The organism is Glaciimonas sp. Gout2 (assembly GCF_035018905.1).
In the GTDB taxonomy this organism is placed as follows: Bacteria; Pseudomonadota; Gammaproteobacteria; order Burkholderiales; family Burkholderiaceae_D; genus Glaciimonas.
On the sequence record NZ_JASJXA010000062.1, the window covers coordinates 1 to 14,874 of the forward strand.

Sequence of the window (14,874 nt, forward strand, 5' to 3'; positions counted from 1 at the left end):
AGATGGATCAAGGATTCGGGTGTCATCAGCACGACGGTGTAATCGAATAATGCGTTCATGCCTTCCGTGCCAGAGAGGCTGATCGGCACCAGCGCAGGTTGATTCAGGCGTGTTGGAATAGCGCTGCTAGATGCGCTGAGAGTGCGACTGCTGGACATGGGGGAAAGACCTTCCGCTACGAACGTGAGGACGATTTAATGCAATCGTGGAGGTGAAAAACTCTGCCTAAATACTAAACGTCTTACGGAAAAAAAGATGTAGGAACATTCTTAAAGTGAAGGCCAATTTGAAAAATAAATGCAGCGACGATTTGAATCGCGCTTTAAAAAAAGTAATTGTTAAACGTTGGAGGGTGGCTTGAATGATTTCGTGGACCGCAAATTTTGCGGCAGCGCAACATATCCATATTGTGTTCGGGAGTGATTGAACGGGGACGATTAATTTCGAAATAGGCTTAGCGATACATCGTTTGGCGCATTAAAAGTAGTATTGTAGTGTTACCACAGCAGCGGCGTGGAGGGGAATAATAAGGTTTGATTACAACAAAATACTGGTCCGCAGATGCCAAAAATTATCCATACGATGATTCGGGTTCTCGATCCCGAACGCTCCAAGAATTTCTATCGCGAAGGTTTTGGATTCGCGGTATCGCATCAGCTTGATTTCCCCGATTTCACGTTGGTCTATCTGCGTAGTCCGGAAAATGATTTTGAGATTGAGCTAACGCACAATCATGACCGCACGGAACCTTATACCCACGGCGATGGCTACGGGCATTATGCGTTTGTGACGGACGACCTTGCGTCGATGCACGCAAAATTAACCGCATTGGGCCATGCGCCTGCGGCAATTAAAGAATTCAAGCAAGATGAGGCGCTGCTGGCGCGGTTTTTCTTTGTGGTCGATCCGGATGGTTACAAGATCGAAGTTTTGGAGAAGTGGGGTCACTATCACTAATTTTCTCCCGCATTGTTGGCATTGTTATTTATTTGCTTGAAAGCGTCTTTCCCAAAATAATTATAGGAGACAAAATGCAATTACCTGAACAACCGAAACGTCGGAAATTCCTCAAGATCGCCTCTGCCGGTTCCATTGCCGGTGTCGCTGGCGGCATTCCAAGCTTATTTGTATCCAATCAGGCTGCGGCAGAGGAAATGCTGGGCAACGATACCTTTGTTACGTTGACCAAAATAGCGCGCGATATCTTTCCGCATGATGGTTTCGACGATGGCCTGTATACCAAAGCCGTCGCTATCTACGGCGACCAGGTTAAGGCTGATCCAAACCTTCGCATGCTGCTGATCAATGGCGTTGCCGCCGCAGATGAGGCCGCAAAGAAACAATTTGGCAAACCCTATGCACAGATACCGGATGAAAAATCCCGGGTGGTGATTTTGACGGCAATGCAGACTACGCCTTTCTTCCTGAAGATTCGTGGTGATCTGGTGGTAAGCCTTTACAACCAACCTGCGGTCTGGGGAAAGTTAGGTTATCAGGGACCTTCGGCTGAGCTCGGTGGTTACATCAGTCGCGGTTTCAATGATCAGAACTGGATGGAATTGACTTAAAGCAAGTCATAAAAAGTCGAAGACTCGTTGCTGCACAAAAAATACACTCTTAGAAAAATAATGAGGAGACTGTCGTGGCTGCAAAATTTAATCTGAATGAAGAATTGGTAGTGATCGTTGGTTCTGGTGCCGGTGGCGGTACGCTTGGTAATGAACTGGCCCAAAAAGGCATCAACGTGGTGATATTGGAGGCCGGTAAACGGCATGAAATCAGCGACTTCGAAAATGATGAATGGCCGATGTTCAACAAAATTTCGTGGCTCGACAAGCGTACAACTTCCGGTACCTGGCGCGTTGCCAAGGATTTTCCGAACTTGCCGACATGGATCGTCAAGGCGGTCGGTGGGTCTACCGTACACTGGGCTGGGGCATCGTTGCGCTTTCAGGAGCATGAATTCAAAACGCGGACTGTGTATGGCGATATCAAGGGAGCGAATATACTTGACTGGCCAATTACCCTGAAGGATCTGACGCCGTATTATGAACGCGCCGAGTTCAAAATGGGTGTAACAGGTACGAATGGTATCCCGCGTCTGCCGGGTAATAATAACTATAAAGTATTGGCAGCCGGTGCCAAAAAAATGGGATATAAAGAATTCCATAGCGGTAATATGGCAATCAATTCCCAGCCACGGGACGGTCGTGGCTCATGCCAACAGATCGGATTTTGTTTTCAGGGTTGTAAGTCTGGCGCGAAATGGTCGACGCTATACACTGAAATTCCGAAGGGTGAACGTACCGGTCATCTTGAAGTGCGTTCTGATGCGCAGGTATTGAAGATTGAGCATAACGCTGCGGGCCTGGTAACCGGTGTCCTGTATAGCGATTCAAAGGGCAATCGCAGTTTTCAGAAAGCACGCGTTGTGTGTGTCGCTGGCAATTCAATCGAATCACCGCGTCTTCTGCTCAATTCGGCCTCTTCAATGTTCCCGAATGGTCTGGCGAATTCATCGCGTCAGGTCGGACAAAATTATATGCGCCACATGACTGGTTCTGTGTACGCCGTATTCGATAAGCCGGTGCATATGTTCCGCGGTACTACTATGGCGGGGATTGTGCGCGATGAGTCACGGCATGACACCAAACGCGGTTTTGTTGGGGGTTATGAAATGGAAACGTTGTCTCTTGGCGTGCCGTTCATGGCGGCATTTCTTGATCCCGGCGCTTGGGGACGTGACTTTTCTTCGGCCATGGAGTCATACGACAACATGGCGGGAATGTGGGTGATTGGTGAGGATTTGGCGCAAGAATCTAATGGCGTCACGCTCCATGCGACTGAAAAAGACCAATTTGGATTACCTATTCCAAACGTGCAATTCAGCGACCATGAAAATGATCTGGCGATGCGCAAACACGCCTTTCAGCAAGGTGCCGCGCTATACACGTCGATCGGTGCAAAACGCACCGTCTTGACGCCACCGTATCCGTCAACACATAACCTTGGTACTAACCGGATGAGCGCCAAAGCGAAAGATGGCGTCGTCAACAAATGGGGCCAGACGCATGATATAAAGAACCTGTTTGTTTCGGATGGTAGTCAATTCACGAGCGGTGCATCGGAAAATCCGACTCTGACGATCGTTGCATTGGCGATCCGTCAGGCAGATTTCATCGCGCAATCAATGTCGAGGAAGGAGCTGTAATGCAATGTCGCACACTAAGCCTGGTTTTATCTGCCACGACACTGGTGTGTCTCTTAAGCGGGCGCGGCGTTGCTGCCGAGACGCTGTCCGGAGAGCAACTATTCAAGTCGCAATGTGCAACCTGCCATTCCGCCGCGGAGGGTAGTCCAAATCGTCAAGGTCCCAACCTTTACGGCGTTGTGGGAAGGCCAGCCGGAGCAGCACCCGGCATGGCGTATTCTGCGGCGTTTAGAAAGGTGCTCGACGGCAAGCCATGGACTGAGACGCTTTTGAATAAATGGCTGGAAGATCCGCAAAACGTGGTGCCGGATACGCTCATGATGTACAAACAGGATGATCCAGAAAAGCGTCAGGCAATCATAAATTACCTAAAAACGTTACATTAGGAGGCGTGCTACCAACTAAGCAACATTCCGGGTAGTATGGAATGGTACGACTACAAAAAAGAAGGAGACGAAGCATGTGCGAAATCTATTTGAAGGCCGATCCTATTCAGTATGAACTACGGACCCGATCAATCCGTATCCATGGTGTTGTTACGAGCGTCCGACTAGAAAATCTTTGTTGGGATATTTTGGCGCGAATTGCACGCAAAGACGATATGACGACTAATCAATTGATTAGTCAGTTATATTCGGAAGTTATCCAGCAGCAAGGAAAAATCGGTAATTTTTGTGCTTTTCTGCGGGTTAGTTGTATGCGCTATCTGTCCAGTGTTGCGTTGCAGCAGGATAAGGAATCGCTGTTGTTGGGTAGGCGCGATGTGGTGGATCCGCCTCTAGAGGATCAACCGAAGGCGGGCCGCAAAGTGCGTCAACCGGACGCAGTCGTGCTGCAAATGATACGGTAAAGAGCGAACCCAGACAAAATCAGCAATCTTGCATTTGTGAGCTGTTTAGATGTAAAAAAAGTCTTTCGTTTATGGCGTTAATGCCTCCGTGAGCAGGACGGTCGCAGTCAGTCGTTTTGCATGATAGAAAAATGTAAAGTGGTCTCACCACACAATATTTACCAGATGTAAAAAGAGAGTAATCAGGTACGGCCAGCGTTGTTGCAACAAATAATCAAAAACAAAAAATACATATAAACAGGGAGATTGAGAAATGATGCAATTGAAAAATCTGACAGTGTTAACCTTAATGACGCTCGTAATTGCTTATCCGCTAGCCGCATCCGCAGCCACTGAAGATGCTGTAACAAGGCTTGAAAATGCGCAGACTACGGGTGCCTCACTGAAACTGGAGTCCGTGGCGCAAACTGGTACTAAAGCCGATGCGATCAGATCCAACCTGAAAAGTGTCAAACTGCCGCCCGGCTTTAAGATTGAGCTGTACGCGATTGTTCCGGACGCACGCCACATGGCAGTAGGTCCATCGACCGGGATTGTGTTTGTCGGTACGCGCAAGACGCGCATATGGGCTGTCACTGATCGCACCAAAACCCGTGTTGCTGATGAGGTCACAGTCTTCGCTCCATCCGTCAATCAAAAAGTGCCTAACGGCGTCTGTTTCTCCCCGGACGGTGTGTTGTATGTCGTCGAGCAAAACCGCGTGATGAGTTATCCTGCGGCCGAATTTTTCTATGAAGGCCCAGACGTCGCTGCAGGCCAGGTTGTCCCGCAAGGCCAGCTGATTCCGGTTGATGAAGAAAGCTACAATCACGGTGCGCGTACTTGCCGCATTGGACCGGATAACAAGCTCTACATCACGCTGGGCAATCCTTTCAACGTTCCTGCCAAGGAAAAAATTGCGCTGTATAACAAGATCGGCATGATGGGCATCATCCGTATGGACCGCGATGGTAAAAATCGTGAAGTCTATGCGCATGGCGTACGCAATTCGGTCGGTATGGATTTCAATCCAAAAGACAAGACGCTTTGGTTTACCGATAATCAGGTTGATGGCATGGGTGATGATATCCCGCCGGGCGAACTCAATCGTGCCACCAAAATCGGACAAAACTTTGGTTTCCCTTGGTACGGCGGCGGCAACGTCCGTACGGTTGAATACAAAAACGACACCATACCTAAAGACGTGGTATTCCCACAGATTGAAATGGCCGCGCATGCTGCAGATCTTGGCATGAATTTTTATTCTGGCAAGATGTTCCCAGCAAAATATCAGGGTGGGATTTTTAGCGCGCAACATGGCTCATGGAACCGCACTACGCCGGTCGGTGCACGTGTGATGTTTACGTCGCTGAAGGCTGATGGTAATGCTGCTAAGACTGAAGTGTTTGCTGATGGTTGGTTGACGCCTAATCATGAATACCTGGGGCGTCCGGTCGATATCGCTACACTACCGGATGGTTCTTTGTTGGTCTCGGATGATTATGCCGGTGCCATCTATCGCGTTTCTTATGCCGCGCAATAAATTGTTTTTGCGTATGCGGTTAGGTATTGCCGCGCTGGCCGTTGGATTTGCCAGCGCGCCAGTGCTGGCAGCCGATGTTCACGCTGTCCCGGCGAAAGCAGGGCAATGTTTCGCATGTCATGGTAGCGACGGTATTTCTAAAGTGCCGGATGCGCCAAATCTTGCGGGCCAAAACGAGATGTATCTGGTCAAGGCTCTCAAGGATTATCGCTCCGGTGCGCGCATACATGAAGTGATGTCGCTGATGGCGAAGAACCTTTCGGATGCGGAAATTGATCAACTGGCAGCGTATTTTAGTGGTATCGAAATCGTTGTTAAGAAGCAGTGAAGGTTTCATTGAAACATTCTTATCGAACCAAGGCAGCGGCGCCCACATTAGGGCGCTGTTGCCTTTTTTTGTTTCTTGTTATGACTATCTGCGGCAGTGCGACGGGCACTGAAACCAAAGAGGTCGTTTGTCGGAGCGTGGGCGCGAGAGCGCAGGCGATTGCGGCGGCGCGGGATCAGGGGAAGTCGATGGAGGAGGTTATCGCATCGCAACGAAATGTGACAGGGCAGGCGGACGACAAGACGACCAAGGAAGCGGCAGAGCTATTGTTTCATCGTTTTAGACAGATGACACCGGAAGCAGCAGCGTTCGAGTTTTATATGGATTGCCTTGATAATGACTGAAATGTACTTCTTTATTTAGGCATCGAAAGGTATACCGCAACAGGCCAAATTGTTAGGTGAAATTAAGGTAAAGCATGCAGTAAGAAGTGAGTGCAACGATGGCGTTCGTTTTTCGAGCGCCATCTTCATTTATAAGATCTCATTTAGCGTGCAGCTTCGGCCAGACTCTGGGCCAGCTTGTTATGCCGCGCCAGCACATTCCCCAAATTTACCGTCGTCAACTGACCGTTACGCACGACAACGCGACCATTGATGACGCTGTAAGCAACATTTGAAGGCGTGCAGAATACCAGTGCAGCAACCGGGTCGTGCCACGCGCCAGCGTAGCCAACCTGGTTCAGATCAAACATAACGAGGTCGGCTGACATGCCCGGTTTCAGCGCGCCGATGTCGTCGCGATTCAATACTTTGGCACCGCCAATGGTGGCAATTTCCAATGCCTGTCGCGCAGTCATGGCGTCTGGGCCAAAACCTACCCGTTGTAATAGCATGGCTTGTCGAGTCTCACCCAGCATGTGAGCACCGTCATTAGACGCAGAGCCATCGACGCCAAGCCCAACTGAAACACCGGCATCAATCATTTTGCGAACAGGCGCGATACCAGATGCAAGGCGCATGTTTGAACAGGGACAGTGCGCAATGCCAGTGCCGGTGCGCGCAAACATATAAATACCGTCGTCGTCGAGCTGCACGCAGTGGGCGTGCCAGACATCGTGCCCGACCCAGCCGCAATCTTCTGCATATTGTGCTGGCGTCATATTAAATTTTTCACGACTATAAGCGATATCGTTGACATTTTCTGCCAGATGGGTGTGCAATGACACACCATAATGACGGGCCAAAATCGCCGACTCGCGCATCAGGTCGCGTGATACTGAAAAGGGTGAGCAGGGCGCTACCACGATACGCTGCATCGCATGGCGCGCATGATCGTGATACGTCTCGATCAGGCGCTGCGTATCCTTCAGGATGGCTTGTTCGTCTTCTACCACGCAGTCGGGTGGCAGTCCACCTTTGGATTGACCGACGCTCATCGAACCCCGCGCTGCATGAAAACGCATACCGATTTGACCGGCGGCTTCGATGCTGTCATCCAACCGGCATCCATTGGGATAAATATACAAATGATCGCTGCTGGTGGTGCAGCCGGACAGGATCAATTCTGCCATCGCCGTCAGGGTTGAAACCTGTATCATTTCCGGCGTCAGATTGGCCCATATTGGATAGAGATTGGTGAGCCAGTTAAACAGTTCGCCATTCTGCGCCGCTGGAATCACCCTCGTCAGACTTTGATACATGTGGTGATGCGTATTCACCAGACCGGGGATGACGACGTGATCGGTCGCATCGATGACGTCATCGGCAGTTTGTGGCAGATCGACGCTATTGCCGACTTGCTCGATAACATTGTCACGAATGAAAACGGCACCGTCGCTGATTTCGCGACGCTGGTCATCCATGGTAACTAGTACGCGGGCATTTTTTATTAGTAAGGTGTTGGTCATCGTGTTTATATCAAAAAGTTTTTCATCAGTACCACGGGAGTAGGTGCGGCTTTCCGGACGCATCAAAGCAGTCCTAACGAATCACCAGCTCTGGTTCAGTACTTTGGTGTAAAGTTGCGCAGGAAATCCAGTAAGATTTGCGCGGATACTTCAGCATCGTCGGCGGTCATTGTCTCCAATGGATTGTGGCTGATACCACCATTACCGCAACGCGTAAATAACATTGCGACATCGGTTACCTTGGCAACCGCCATCGCATCGTGACCAGCACCGGACGCAAGTTTAAATGGACGGACGCCAGCGCGTTCAGTGGCCGCGGTCAGTTGCTCCATCAACCATGGCGCGCATGGCACAGCGGGTGCGGAGACCATTTTTTCGACGGTGCTTTCGATGGTACGACGTTGGCAGACGGTGTCAATAAATTGCAATACATCATTCACCGCCGCATCGCGGATTGTGTCATCGGCAGCGCGGATATCTAACGAGAATACACAGGCGCCGGGAATCACGTTGGTAGAGCCGTTTGGTACCTGTAGTTGACCGACAGTGCCGACCAGTGACGCATGTTGATCTTGTGCACAGCGTTGCTCGACATACAGCAATATCTCAGCGGCAGCGGTGGCAGCGTCTTTACGCATGGTCATCGGCGTTGTGCCGGAATGGCTGGCCACGCCTTTAAGCTGCACCATATAGCGGCAACTGCCGGCGATGGACGTCACAATACCAACCGGTAGATCGTGTTGCAGCAACACTGGGCCTTGTTCAATATGGACCTCGACATAGCCTAGCAATTCATTTGGATTGCGTGCCAGCGATGGAATACTCGCAGCATCGTGACCGGCGCTTTTCAAGGCGTCACGCATGCTGATGCCATCCCGGTCAATATTATCCAATAAGCCCATGTCGAATTGACCGATGACGGCGTTACTGCCAAGGAAAGTGCTTTTGAAACGCACGCCTTCTTCTTCTGAAAAACCGATTACTTCCAGATGGAACGGTAGCTTCTCGCCGCGTTCATGCAAAAGTTTAATAATAGCGATTGGAAGCAGAATACCTTCACGACCATCGTATTTACCGCCATTGCGGACGGTATCGTAGTGCGAGCCGGTAATGAGTGTCTTAGCATGCGGATTATCTGATAAATAACGGCCAACCACATTACCGACTGCATCGATATCAGCGACCATGCCAGCCTCGCGCATCCATGTGGCGAGTTGCGCGGCGGTGCGGCGATGGGCTTCGGTCATGTAAGCGCAAGTAAGGCCGGTATCGTCGTCGCTCCACGCGCCGATGATTTGCGCCCAACGCATGATCGTTTCGCCGAGTTGTGGGGTGTAGTCGAGCAACGCGTTGATGCGCATTTCGGCGATACGACCGATCTGACGCAGGGCCTCTGCTTTTTCGTCAGCAATTTGATTTTTGAGACGCCGGCTAAAAGCAGCGATGATTGCTTCGCGTGATAAACCCTGACCGTCTGCACCTTTCACTGCGAGGATGAACGGGAAAGTAAATCTAGCGTTGTAAGCCGCATTCAAATTTTGCAGCGTGGTAAATTCTTCCGGACTGCAATTGTTCAGTCCCGCTTTGGCTTGTTCGCCGGTGGACTCGGCCGTTAGTTGCCCCGAGATGGCGGCTTTCCCCGCCAACTCGGGATGGGCGCGGATTAAGCCGAGTTGCTCGTCGCTGGTCGCATCTCGTACGGTCGCTTCAAGCGCTAATTTGAGTGCAGTAATATTTAAAAAAGGACGATTGAGGGCCGCGCGTTCAGGTATCCAGGACGAGTGCTCGTAGATGCCTTGTAGTGCCGAGACGAAGGTAGTGGCTTCGCAGCCGTTGAGTTGTTCCAAAGTGGTCATTTGCTGTATCAGCGGGTCCCACCCGCGTACTCCTTAAAGATGATTTCAGTAACGGGTGGGACCCGCCTGGGCTTCAATGCCCTTTACATGCCTATATTCAATGGCAACTCATTAGCAACTCAGTGGCAACTCATTGCAGCCCAATGCCGCCGAAGTACAACGGCATTAATGATCAGAACTTTGCGCCGCGGCAACGGCATATTCGCGTGCGTGATGGGCATCGCCTTTGCCATTAAAGAACAAATTGAGTAATACCGCCATCGCTGACGCCAAGAGAATGCCGCTATGTAAAATAGTTGATAGGAACGCGGGCATTTTGTCGAAAAAACTCGGAGCTACAATGGGAATCATCCCGGCGCCGATACTGACTGCGACGATGAAAAGATTATTCCGGTTACCAACAAAATCAACTTTGGCGAGTATTTTGATACCGGTTGCAGCCACCATACCAAACATCACCAAACCAGCGCCTCCCAATACGAATTGCGGAATCGAAGCGGCAACATTTGCCATTTTTGGAAATAAACCAAATGCCATCAAAATCACGCCTGCGGTGGCGCAGACATAGCGGCTCTTCACACCAGTGACACCGACTAGGCCAATGTTTTGTGAGAAAGATGTGTAGGGAAAAGTATTGAAGACACCGCCGATGATAGATCCCAGTCCGTCGACCCGTAGTCCTCGTGCAAGCGTTTTGTCATCGATTTTCTTACCGACGATTTCACCTAACGCAATAAACATTCCGGTCGATTCAATCATGGTCACGATCATGACCAGACACAGACTGATAATCGAGCCAAGGTCAAACTTGGGCCAGCCGTAGTGAAATGGTCGAATGAGCGCAAACCAATCAGCGTCGCCGAGACCGTAGAAGCTAATTTTACCCATTGCTAAAGCGATGATGAAGCCAATGATCATGCCGACCAACACTGAGATATTGGCAATAAATCCTTTAACGTATTTGGTAATCAGCAGAATCGATATTAAGACGATCAATGCTATGCCAAGGCTGGTTGGCGAGCCGTAATCCGGATTCGGTATCTTGATGAATACGCCGTCCACCAGTTTTCCGATGATGGGTTGGCCGCCAGCAGCCCAGTTGATGCCGATACCCATCAACGAAATACCGATCACGGTAATCACGGTTCCGGTGACTACTGGTGGGAAGAATCGCATCAGGCGGCTCATATAAGGTGCGGCCAACATGCAGAAAATACCGGCAACAATCACGGCCCCGTAAATATGTACGATGCTGAGTTCTGGATTACCAGCCATCGCAACCATAGGCCCGACTGCCGCAAAGGTGACGCCCATCATCACGGGCATTTTGATACCGAAGTTCCAGAAGCCAAGGCTTTGGATAAGTGTCACCAATCCGCAACAGAAGAGATCGGCACTAATCAGAAAGGCGATGTCACTCTTCGCCAGATGGAGCGCGCCTCCAACGATTAATGGAACGGCGATTGCGCCCGCGTACATGACCAGGACGTGCTGCATGCCCAGTGCGGCGAGTTTGCCTATCGGTAGTTTTTCATCGACGGGATCGGTTGTTGTGGCTGTTGTGGCGGTGGCGGTGTTCATTGTGCGTCTCCAGAGTCTGGGATTTTTAGATGTTATTTTGTCTTGCACAATTCATGCCAGCGAGGTTAGGAAAGCGTGTTTGACCGTTCTCTTAACGCCGCCTGCGGTATGTCGTGTGTGATGTCCGATACTATAGAAAACCATCGATAGGTATATACGCATCAATTGATAGTTGATTTCAGCCTATGCATATAATCGATGTTATTTAATAATCATCGATTTAACAACCTGGCTGACCTGTTCGCGCAACCATTTATGCTCCGTTGCCTGATGTACGCGTTCATGCCACAGTTGATAAAAACGCATTGGGGGGAATTTGATCGGCAGAGTAAAACTTTTTAGCGCGAGTGTTTTTTCATAAAACTGCGCAAACTGTCGTCCGGTCGTCAATACGAGATCGGTTTGCGCTGCCATGTAGGGAAGCATGCCAAAATAGGCTGATTCCACCACGACGTTGCGGCGCATATTTTGGCGATCAAGGAAGGAGTCAATAATGCCGTGATAGCCGGGAAGAACTTGCCACGGCGCAAGGTGTGGCAAGCTCAAATAATCTTCCACAGTCATGGCATCCGGTGCCGTGCGCTTGGCATAGGCGCTATCGGCACGCATCAGGCAGACGATTGGGTCATCGAACAATTTCGATAAATGCAAATGCTGCGGTGGTTCATCCCAATTCGCAATGACGAGATCGAGGTCACCATCGGAAAGCTGGCGTACATAGTCGGTTTCTGGTCCCAGCGCATGAATTACGATGCGACTTTTAGGTGATTCGCGTCGCATTCTTGCGACGATTTCTAAAAAAAATGGCGTGTTCATATAATCTGGCGCTGCAATATGAAAGGTGCGGGCTTCGGCTTGCGGCACAAAGGCCGTCTTATGGACGAACAGACGTTCGGTCTCATCCAGTATCCGTTTAGCTGGCTTCAACAGACTTTCGCCGTGCTGGGTCGGCACCATACCGCGTGCGCCACGCACTAAAAGAGGATCGCCGGTCAGTTCGCGCAATTTACGTAATGATGCCGATATTGAGGGTTGTGGCTGATTTAACTTGAGTGCTACGCGGGATACGTTCTTTTCACAGAGTAAAAGATACAGTATGCGGATCAAATGGATATCAAGATGGTCTGGCAGCTTGGACATAATGGTTTGTCTCTTCGTGAATTGTGGCCCGTAAGTTAGCGACGCCATCCGCACTTTGTCGGACCGACGGTGCTGGTCATCCTCGTTTGGTGTTAGCGCTCGCTGTTAACACTCTCGTAGTATTGAGTCAGAGGAAGCGACGCTTCGTTGCGGGCAATGATTTTATAAGTCTCTTAATGTCTCTTATTGTGTATAAATCTAAGGATAAATAACTTTTATTCGATTTTTATATATGAATAGTCATATGTCAAATATACTTCAATTTCAATATTTTTAAAGCCAAACACGTTTATCTTTCTTAAATCCGAGTTGTTTTAAATTTCAGTGTTGCAAGCTTGCAGCACTGAGGGTCAAAACTGCGTAGGGCAAAAGAATGTGACTTCGTCAGCCTATAGTGCAAAATGCCATGCAAAATACAGTTGTAATAAGATAAAAAGCGTCGATGCATACTCGATGTAAGGCATGACGGTACGCATAAAGTGAATGCAAGTCGTAGGCAAAATCGTAGGCAAAAAACGTAGACAAAAAGAAGACGAAAGTCACAGCGGTCGTAGCGGAGCTTTAACTATTAAGTTCGCGACTTAGTTTTGAGGGGGTGGCCCTCTCTCGTCTGCAGTGCCCGCGGTGGCGGACGAGTGTAATCGTGAGGAAGACATGGATTCAATGTTAGTGTCGTATGGCGTGGAATGGCTCAATCTGCTGGTGCGCTGGCTTCACCTGATTGTCGGGATTGCCTGGATTGGTGCGTCCTTTTACTTTGTTTGGCTGGACAACTCAATCCGTCCGCCAAAGCCAGGTTCTGATCTGGCCAATAAAGGCGTCTCTGGCGAATTGTGGGCGGTCCATGGCGGCGGCTTTTATAATCCTCAAAAATATCTGGTAGCACCAGCAGAGTTGCCGGAAGAACTGCATTGGTTTAAATGGGAAGCTTACGCCACCTGGTTGAGCGGCTTTGCGATGCTTTTCATTGTTTATTATTTCAATGCCTCGGCGATGATGATCAACAAAGACGTTGCCGATTTAAGTTCATGGCAGGCAATTGGCGTTGGCCTCGGCACGCTAGTGATTGGCTGGACCGTGTATGACTTGTTATGCCGCTCCCCAATTGGTAAGCGTGACGGGTTGCTCGGTATCGTCATGTATCTGTTCATCGTCGCTGCGGCGTATGTGTTGAGTCATTTATTAAGCGGTCGTGCTGCTTATATCCACATTGGTGCCATGATCGGTACGATGATGGTCGGTAACGTATTGATGGTCATTATTCCGGGCCAGCGTAAATTGGTGGAAGCCATGCGCCTCGGTAAATCACCGGATCCTATTTACGGGAAAAAAGCCAAACAACGTAGCGTTCACAATAACTATTTCACGTTGCCAGTGCTGTTCATCATGATCAGCAATCACTATGCAATGACCTACAGTCATTCGTATAACTGGTTGGTGTTGGCAGCAATTATTGCCGCTGGCGCGTTGATTCGTCACTTTTTTAACCTGCGTCATGCTGGTCGTGTTTCCTGGGGTTATCCAGCAGCAGGTGTGGCAATCCTCGTCGTGGTGGCGATCGCGATTGCACCACGTCCGATCCAGGCTCCCGTGGCGCAAGCCGTTACCGGCTCCACAACGACAACCGCAGCGGTCGATGTACCAGTGGCAGATATGGCGCACGTGCAAGCGATCATTACTCAGCGTTGTGTTGAGTGTCATGCAGCACAGCCAACGCAGCCCGGTTTCGCTACGGCACCTGCCGGTGTCATGCTGCAAACGCCTGATTTGATTCGTCAACATGCTGACAAAATCTTTCAGCAAGCAGTACAGTTGAGAGCTATGCCACTTGGAAATATGACCAATATCACCGATGCCGAGCGTGCATTGATCGGTGCGTGGTATCAAGCTGGTGCGAAATAATTGATCGTTGGCTTGTCAGCGTTCATCTGTTGAGCGCTGACAAGCCACACGTAACGACAAATTAACTGCTCAGCAGCGCCTGAAAATCTCATGGCGCTTTTCACCAGATTACCTTCAACAGCGATGTAAATAAGAAGCATAGCGACTGTGACGTTGCTGGCTTCCTGCTGTCTGCTGCGCGCCGTTGTGGTTGATCTTTTGCCCAGATAAAACACATTTTAGAAAGCTACTATGACGAACACCACCACTCTCACCATCGACGGTTTCACCCTCACCGCGGCGCAAGTCGTCAGCGTGGCGCGTGCGCCGCATCTGCCTGTGACGCTGGCGCAGTCTTCCCGCACGGCATTAAAAGAAAGCCGCGATTTTATCGAGGCGACCTGGATGCACGATGATGCGCCCATGATGTATAGCTTCAACACCGGCGTCGGTTTGCTCAAAGACACCCGTATCAAGGTGGAACATATCGCCTTGTTTCAGACCCAGTTGATCAAGGCCCATTGCGCCGGGATCGGCGAACCGTTCTCGGAAGAAGTCAGCCGCGCCACGATGTTGCTGCGCGCCAATGCTTTTGCGAGTAATTATTCGGCCCCGCGGGTTGAAGTGGTGGATCGTCTGCTGGCTTTTCTGAACGC

General features: G+C 50.1%; 14 protein-coding genes. 10 read left to right on the forward strand and 4 right to left on the reverse strand.

From position 1 onward, the window contains the following. The first annotated feature begins 561 nt into the window (after positions 1–561). The 8 genes from QN379_RS21760 to QN379_RS21795 all read left to right on the forward strand — a co-directional run bounded on the left by QN379_RS21760 (position 562) and on the right by QN379_RS21795 (position 6,255). Positions 562–957: a VOC family protein gene (locus tag QN379_RS21760; RefSeq protein ID WP_323507589.1), complete on the forward strand. Its 396-nt coding sequence runs from the start codon at positions 562–564 to the stop codon at positions 955–957. A 74-nt stretch (positions 958–1,031) separates the two neighbouring features. After that, the gene (locus tag QN379_RS21765) at positions 1,032–1,568 is read left to right on the forward strand and encodes a gluconate 2-dehydrogenase subunit 3 family protein (protein WP_322236654.1); all 537 of its coding nucleotides are present in this window, start codon (positions 1,032–1,034) and stop codon (positions 1,566–1,568) included. Between the two features lie 74 nt (positions 1,569–1,642). Then, positions 1,643–3,211 (forward strand): GMC family oxidoreductase, encoded by a 1,569-nt coding sequence (locus tag QN379_RS21770; protein ID WP_323507590.1) that lies wholly within the window; start codon positions 1,643–1,645, stop codon positions 3,209–3,211. Beyond that, positions 3,211–3,597, forward strand: coding sequence for a c-type cytochrome (locus QN379_RS21775; protein ID WP_322236658.1), 387 nt, complete (start codon positions 3,211–3,213; stop codon positions 3,595–3,597). The genes QN379_RS21770 and QN379_RS21775 overlap by 1 nt, the downstream gene beginning before the upstream one ends. A gap of 74 nt (positions 3,598–3,671) precedes the next feature. After that, on the forward strand, positions 3,672–4,061 hold the full coding sequence (locus QN379_RS21780; protein WP_323507591.1) for a ribbon-helix-helix domain-containing protein: 390 nt from the start codon (positions 3,672–3,674) through the stop codon (positions 4,059–4,061). Between the two features lie 256 nt (positions 4,062–4,317). Continuing rightward, complete coding sequence (locus tag QN379_RS21785; RefSeq protein WP_416186867.1) at positions 4,318–5,583, forward strand: PQQ-dependent sugar dehydrogenase; 1,266 nt, start codon at positions 4,318–4,320, stop codon at positions 5,581–5,583. Further along, a complete protein-coding gene (locus QN379_RS21790; protein WP_322236662.1) occupies positions 5,570–5,911 on the forward strand; it encodes a cytochrome c in 342 nt (113 codons plus the stop codon). The genes QN379_RS21785 and QN379_RS21790 overlap by 14 nt, the downstream gene beginning before the upstream one ends. Positions 5,912–5,991: 80 nt before the next feature. Beyond that, entirely contained in the window at positions 5,992–6,255 is a 264-nt protein-coding gene (locus QN379_RS21795; protein WP_322236664.1) for a hypothetical protein, read from the forward strand. A 143-nt stretch (positions 6,256–6,398) separates the two neighbouring features. Here the strand turns inward: QN379_RS21795 and QN379_RS21800 are convergent, their stop codons facing one another. The 4 genes from QN379_RS21800 to QN379_RS21815 all read right to left on the reverse strand — a co-directional run bounded on the left by QN379_RS21800 (position 6,399) and on the right by QN379_RS21815 (position 12,337). Continuing rightward, positions 6,399–7,760 (reverse strand): 8-oxoguanine deaminase, encoded by a 1,362-nt coding sequence (locus QN379_RS21800; protein WP_323507595.1) that lies wholly within the window; start codon positions 7,758–7,760, stop codon positions 6,399–6,401. 95 nt (positions 7,761–7,855) lie between these two features. Then, on the reverse strand, positions 7,856–9,616 hold the full coding sequence (locus QN379_RS21805) for an allantoate amidohydrolase (protein WP_323507592.1): 1,761 nt from the start codon (positions 9,614–9,616) through the stop codon (positions 7,856–7,858). Between the two features lie 165 nt (positions 9,617–9,781). After that, on the reverse strand, positions 9,782–11,197 hold the full coding sequence (locus QN379_RS21810) for a nucleobase:cation symporter-2 family protein (RefSeq protein ID WP_322236668.1): 1,416 nt from the start codon (positions 11,195–11,197) through the stop codon (positions 9,782–9,784). Positions 11,198–11,398: 201 nt separating this feature from the next. Further along, the gene (locus QN379_RS21815) at positions 11,399–12,337 is read right to left on the reverse strand and encodes a LysR substrate-binding domain-containing protein (protein ID WP_322236670.1); all 939 of its coding nucleotides are present in this window, start codon (positions 12,335–12,337) and stop codon (positions 11,399–11,401) included. 654 nt (positions 12,338–12,991) lie between these two features. On the opposite strand from QN379_RS21815, the gene QN379_RS21820 reads away from it, so the two are divergent. Beyond that, complete coding sequence (locus tag QN379_RS21820) at positions 12,992–14,239, forward strand: urate hydroxylase PuuD (protein ID WP_323507593.1); 1,248 nt, start codon at positions 12,992–12,994, stop codon at positions 14,237–14,239. 231 nt (positions 14,240–14,470) lie between these two features. Continuing rightward, on the forward strand, positions 14,471–14,874 hold a 404-nt coding region (locus QN379_RS21825), incomplete at its 3' end, for an aromatic amino acid lyase (protein WP_323507594.1).

Excerpts from the sequence above, each read along its gene's own strand:
- QN379_RS21760 (WP_323507589.1), top strand. The coding sequence starts at position 562 with ATGCCAAAAATTATCCATACGATGATTCGGGTTCTCGATCCCGAACGC.
- QN379_RS21765 (WP_322236654.1), top strand. The coding sequence starts at position 1,032 with ATGCAATTACCTGAACAACCGAAACGTCGGAAATTCCTCAAGATCGCC.
- QN379_RS21775 (WP_322236658.1), top strand. The coding sequence starts at position 3,211 with ATGCAATGTCGCACACTAAGCCTGGTTTTATCTGCCACGACACTGGTG.
- QN379_RS21780 (WP_323507591.1), top strand. The coding sequence starts at position 3,672 with ATGTGCGAAATCTATTTGAAGGCCGATCCTATTCAGTATGAACTACGG.
- QN379_RS21785 (WP_416186867.1), top strand. The coding sequence starts at position 4,318 with ATGCAATTGAAAAATCTGACAGTGTTAACCTTAATGACGCTCGTAATT.
- QN379_RS21790 (WP_322236662.1), top strand. The coding sequence starts at position 5,570 with ATGCCGCGCAATAAATTGTTTTTGCGTATGCGGTTAGGTATTGCCGCG.
- QN379_RS21795 (WP_322236664.1), top strand. The coding sequence starts at position 5,992 with ATGACTATCTGCGGCAGTGCGACGGGCACTGAAACCAAAGAGGTCGTT.
- QN379_RS21800 (WP_323507595.1), bottom strand. The coding sequence starts at position 7,760 with ATGACCAACACCTTACTAATAAAAAATGCCCGCGTACTAGTTACCATG.
- QN379_RS21805 (WP_323507592.1), bottom strand. The coding sequence starts at position 9,616 with ATGACCACTTTGGAACAACTCAACGGCTGCGAAGCCACTACCTTCGTC.
- QN379_RS21810 (WP_322236668.1), bottom strand. The coding sequence starts at position 11,197 with ATGAACACCGCCACCGCCACAACAGCCACAACAACCGATCCCGTCGAT.
- QN379_RS21815 (WP_322236670.1), bottom strand. The coding sequence starts at position 12,337 with ATGTCCAAGCTGCCAGACCATCTTGATATCCATTTGATCCGCATACTG.
- QN379_RS21820 (WP_323507593.1), top strand. The coding sequence starts at position 12,992 with ATGGATTCAATGTTAGTGTCGTATGGCGTGGAATGGCTCAATCTGCTG.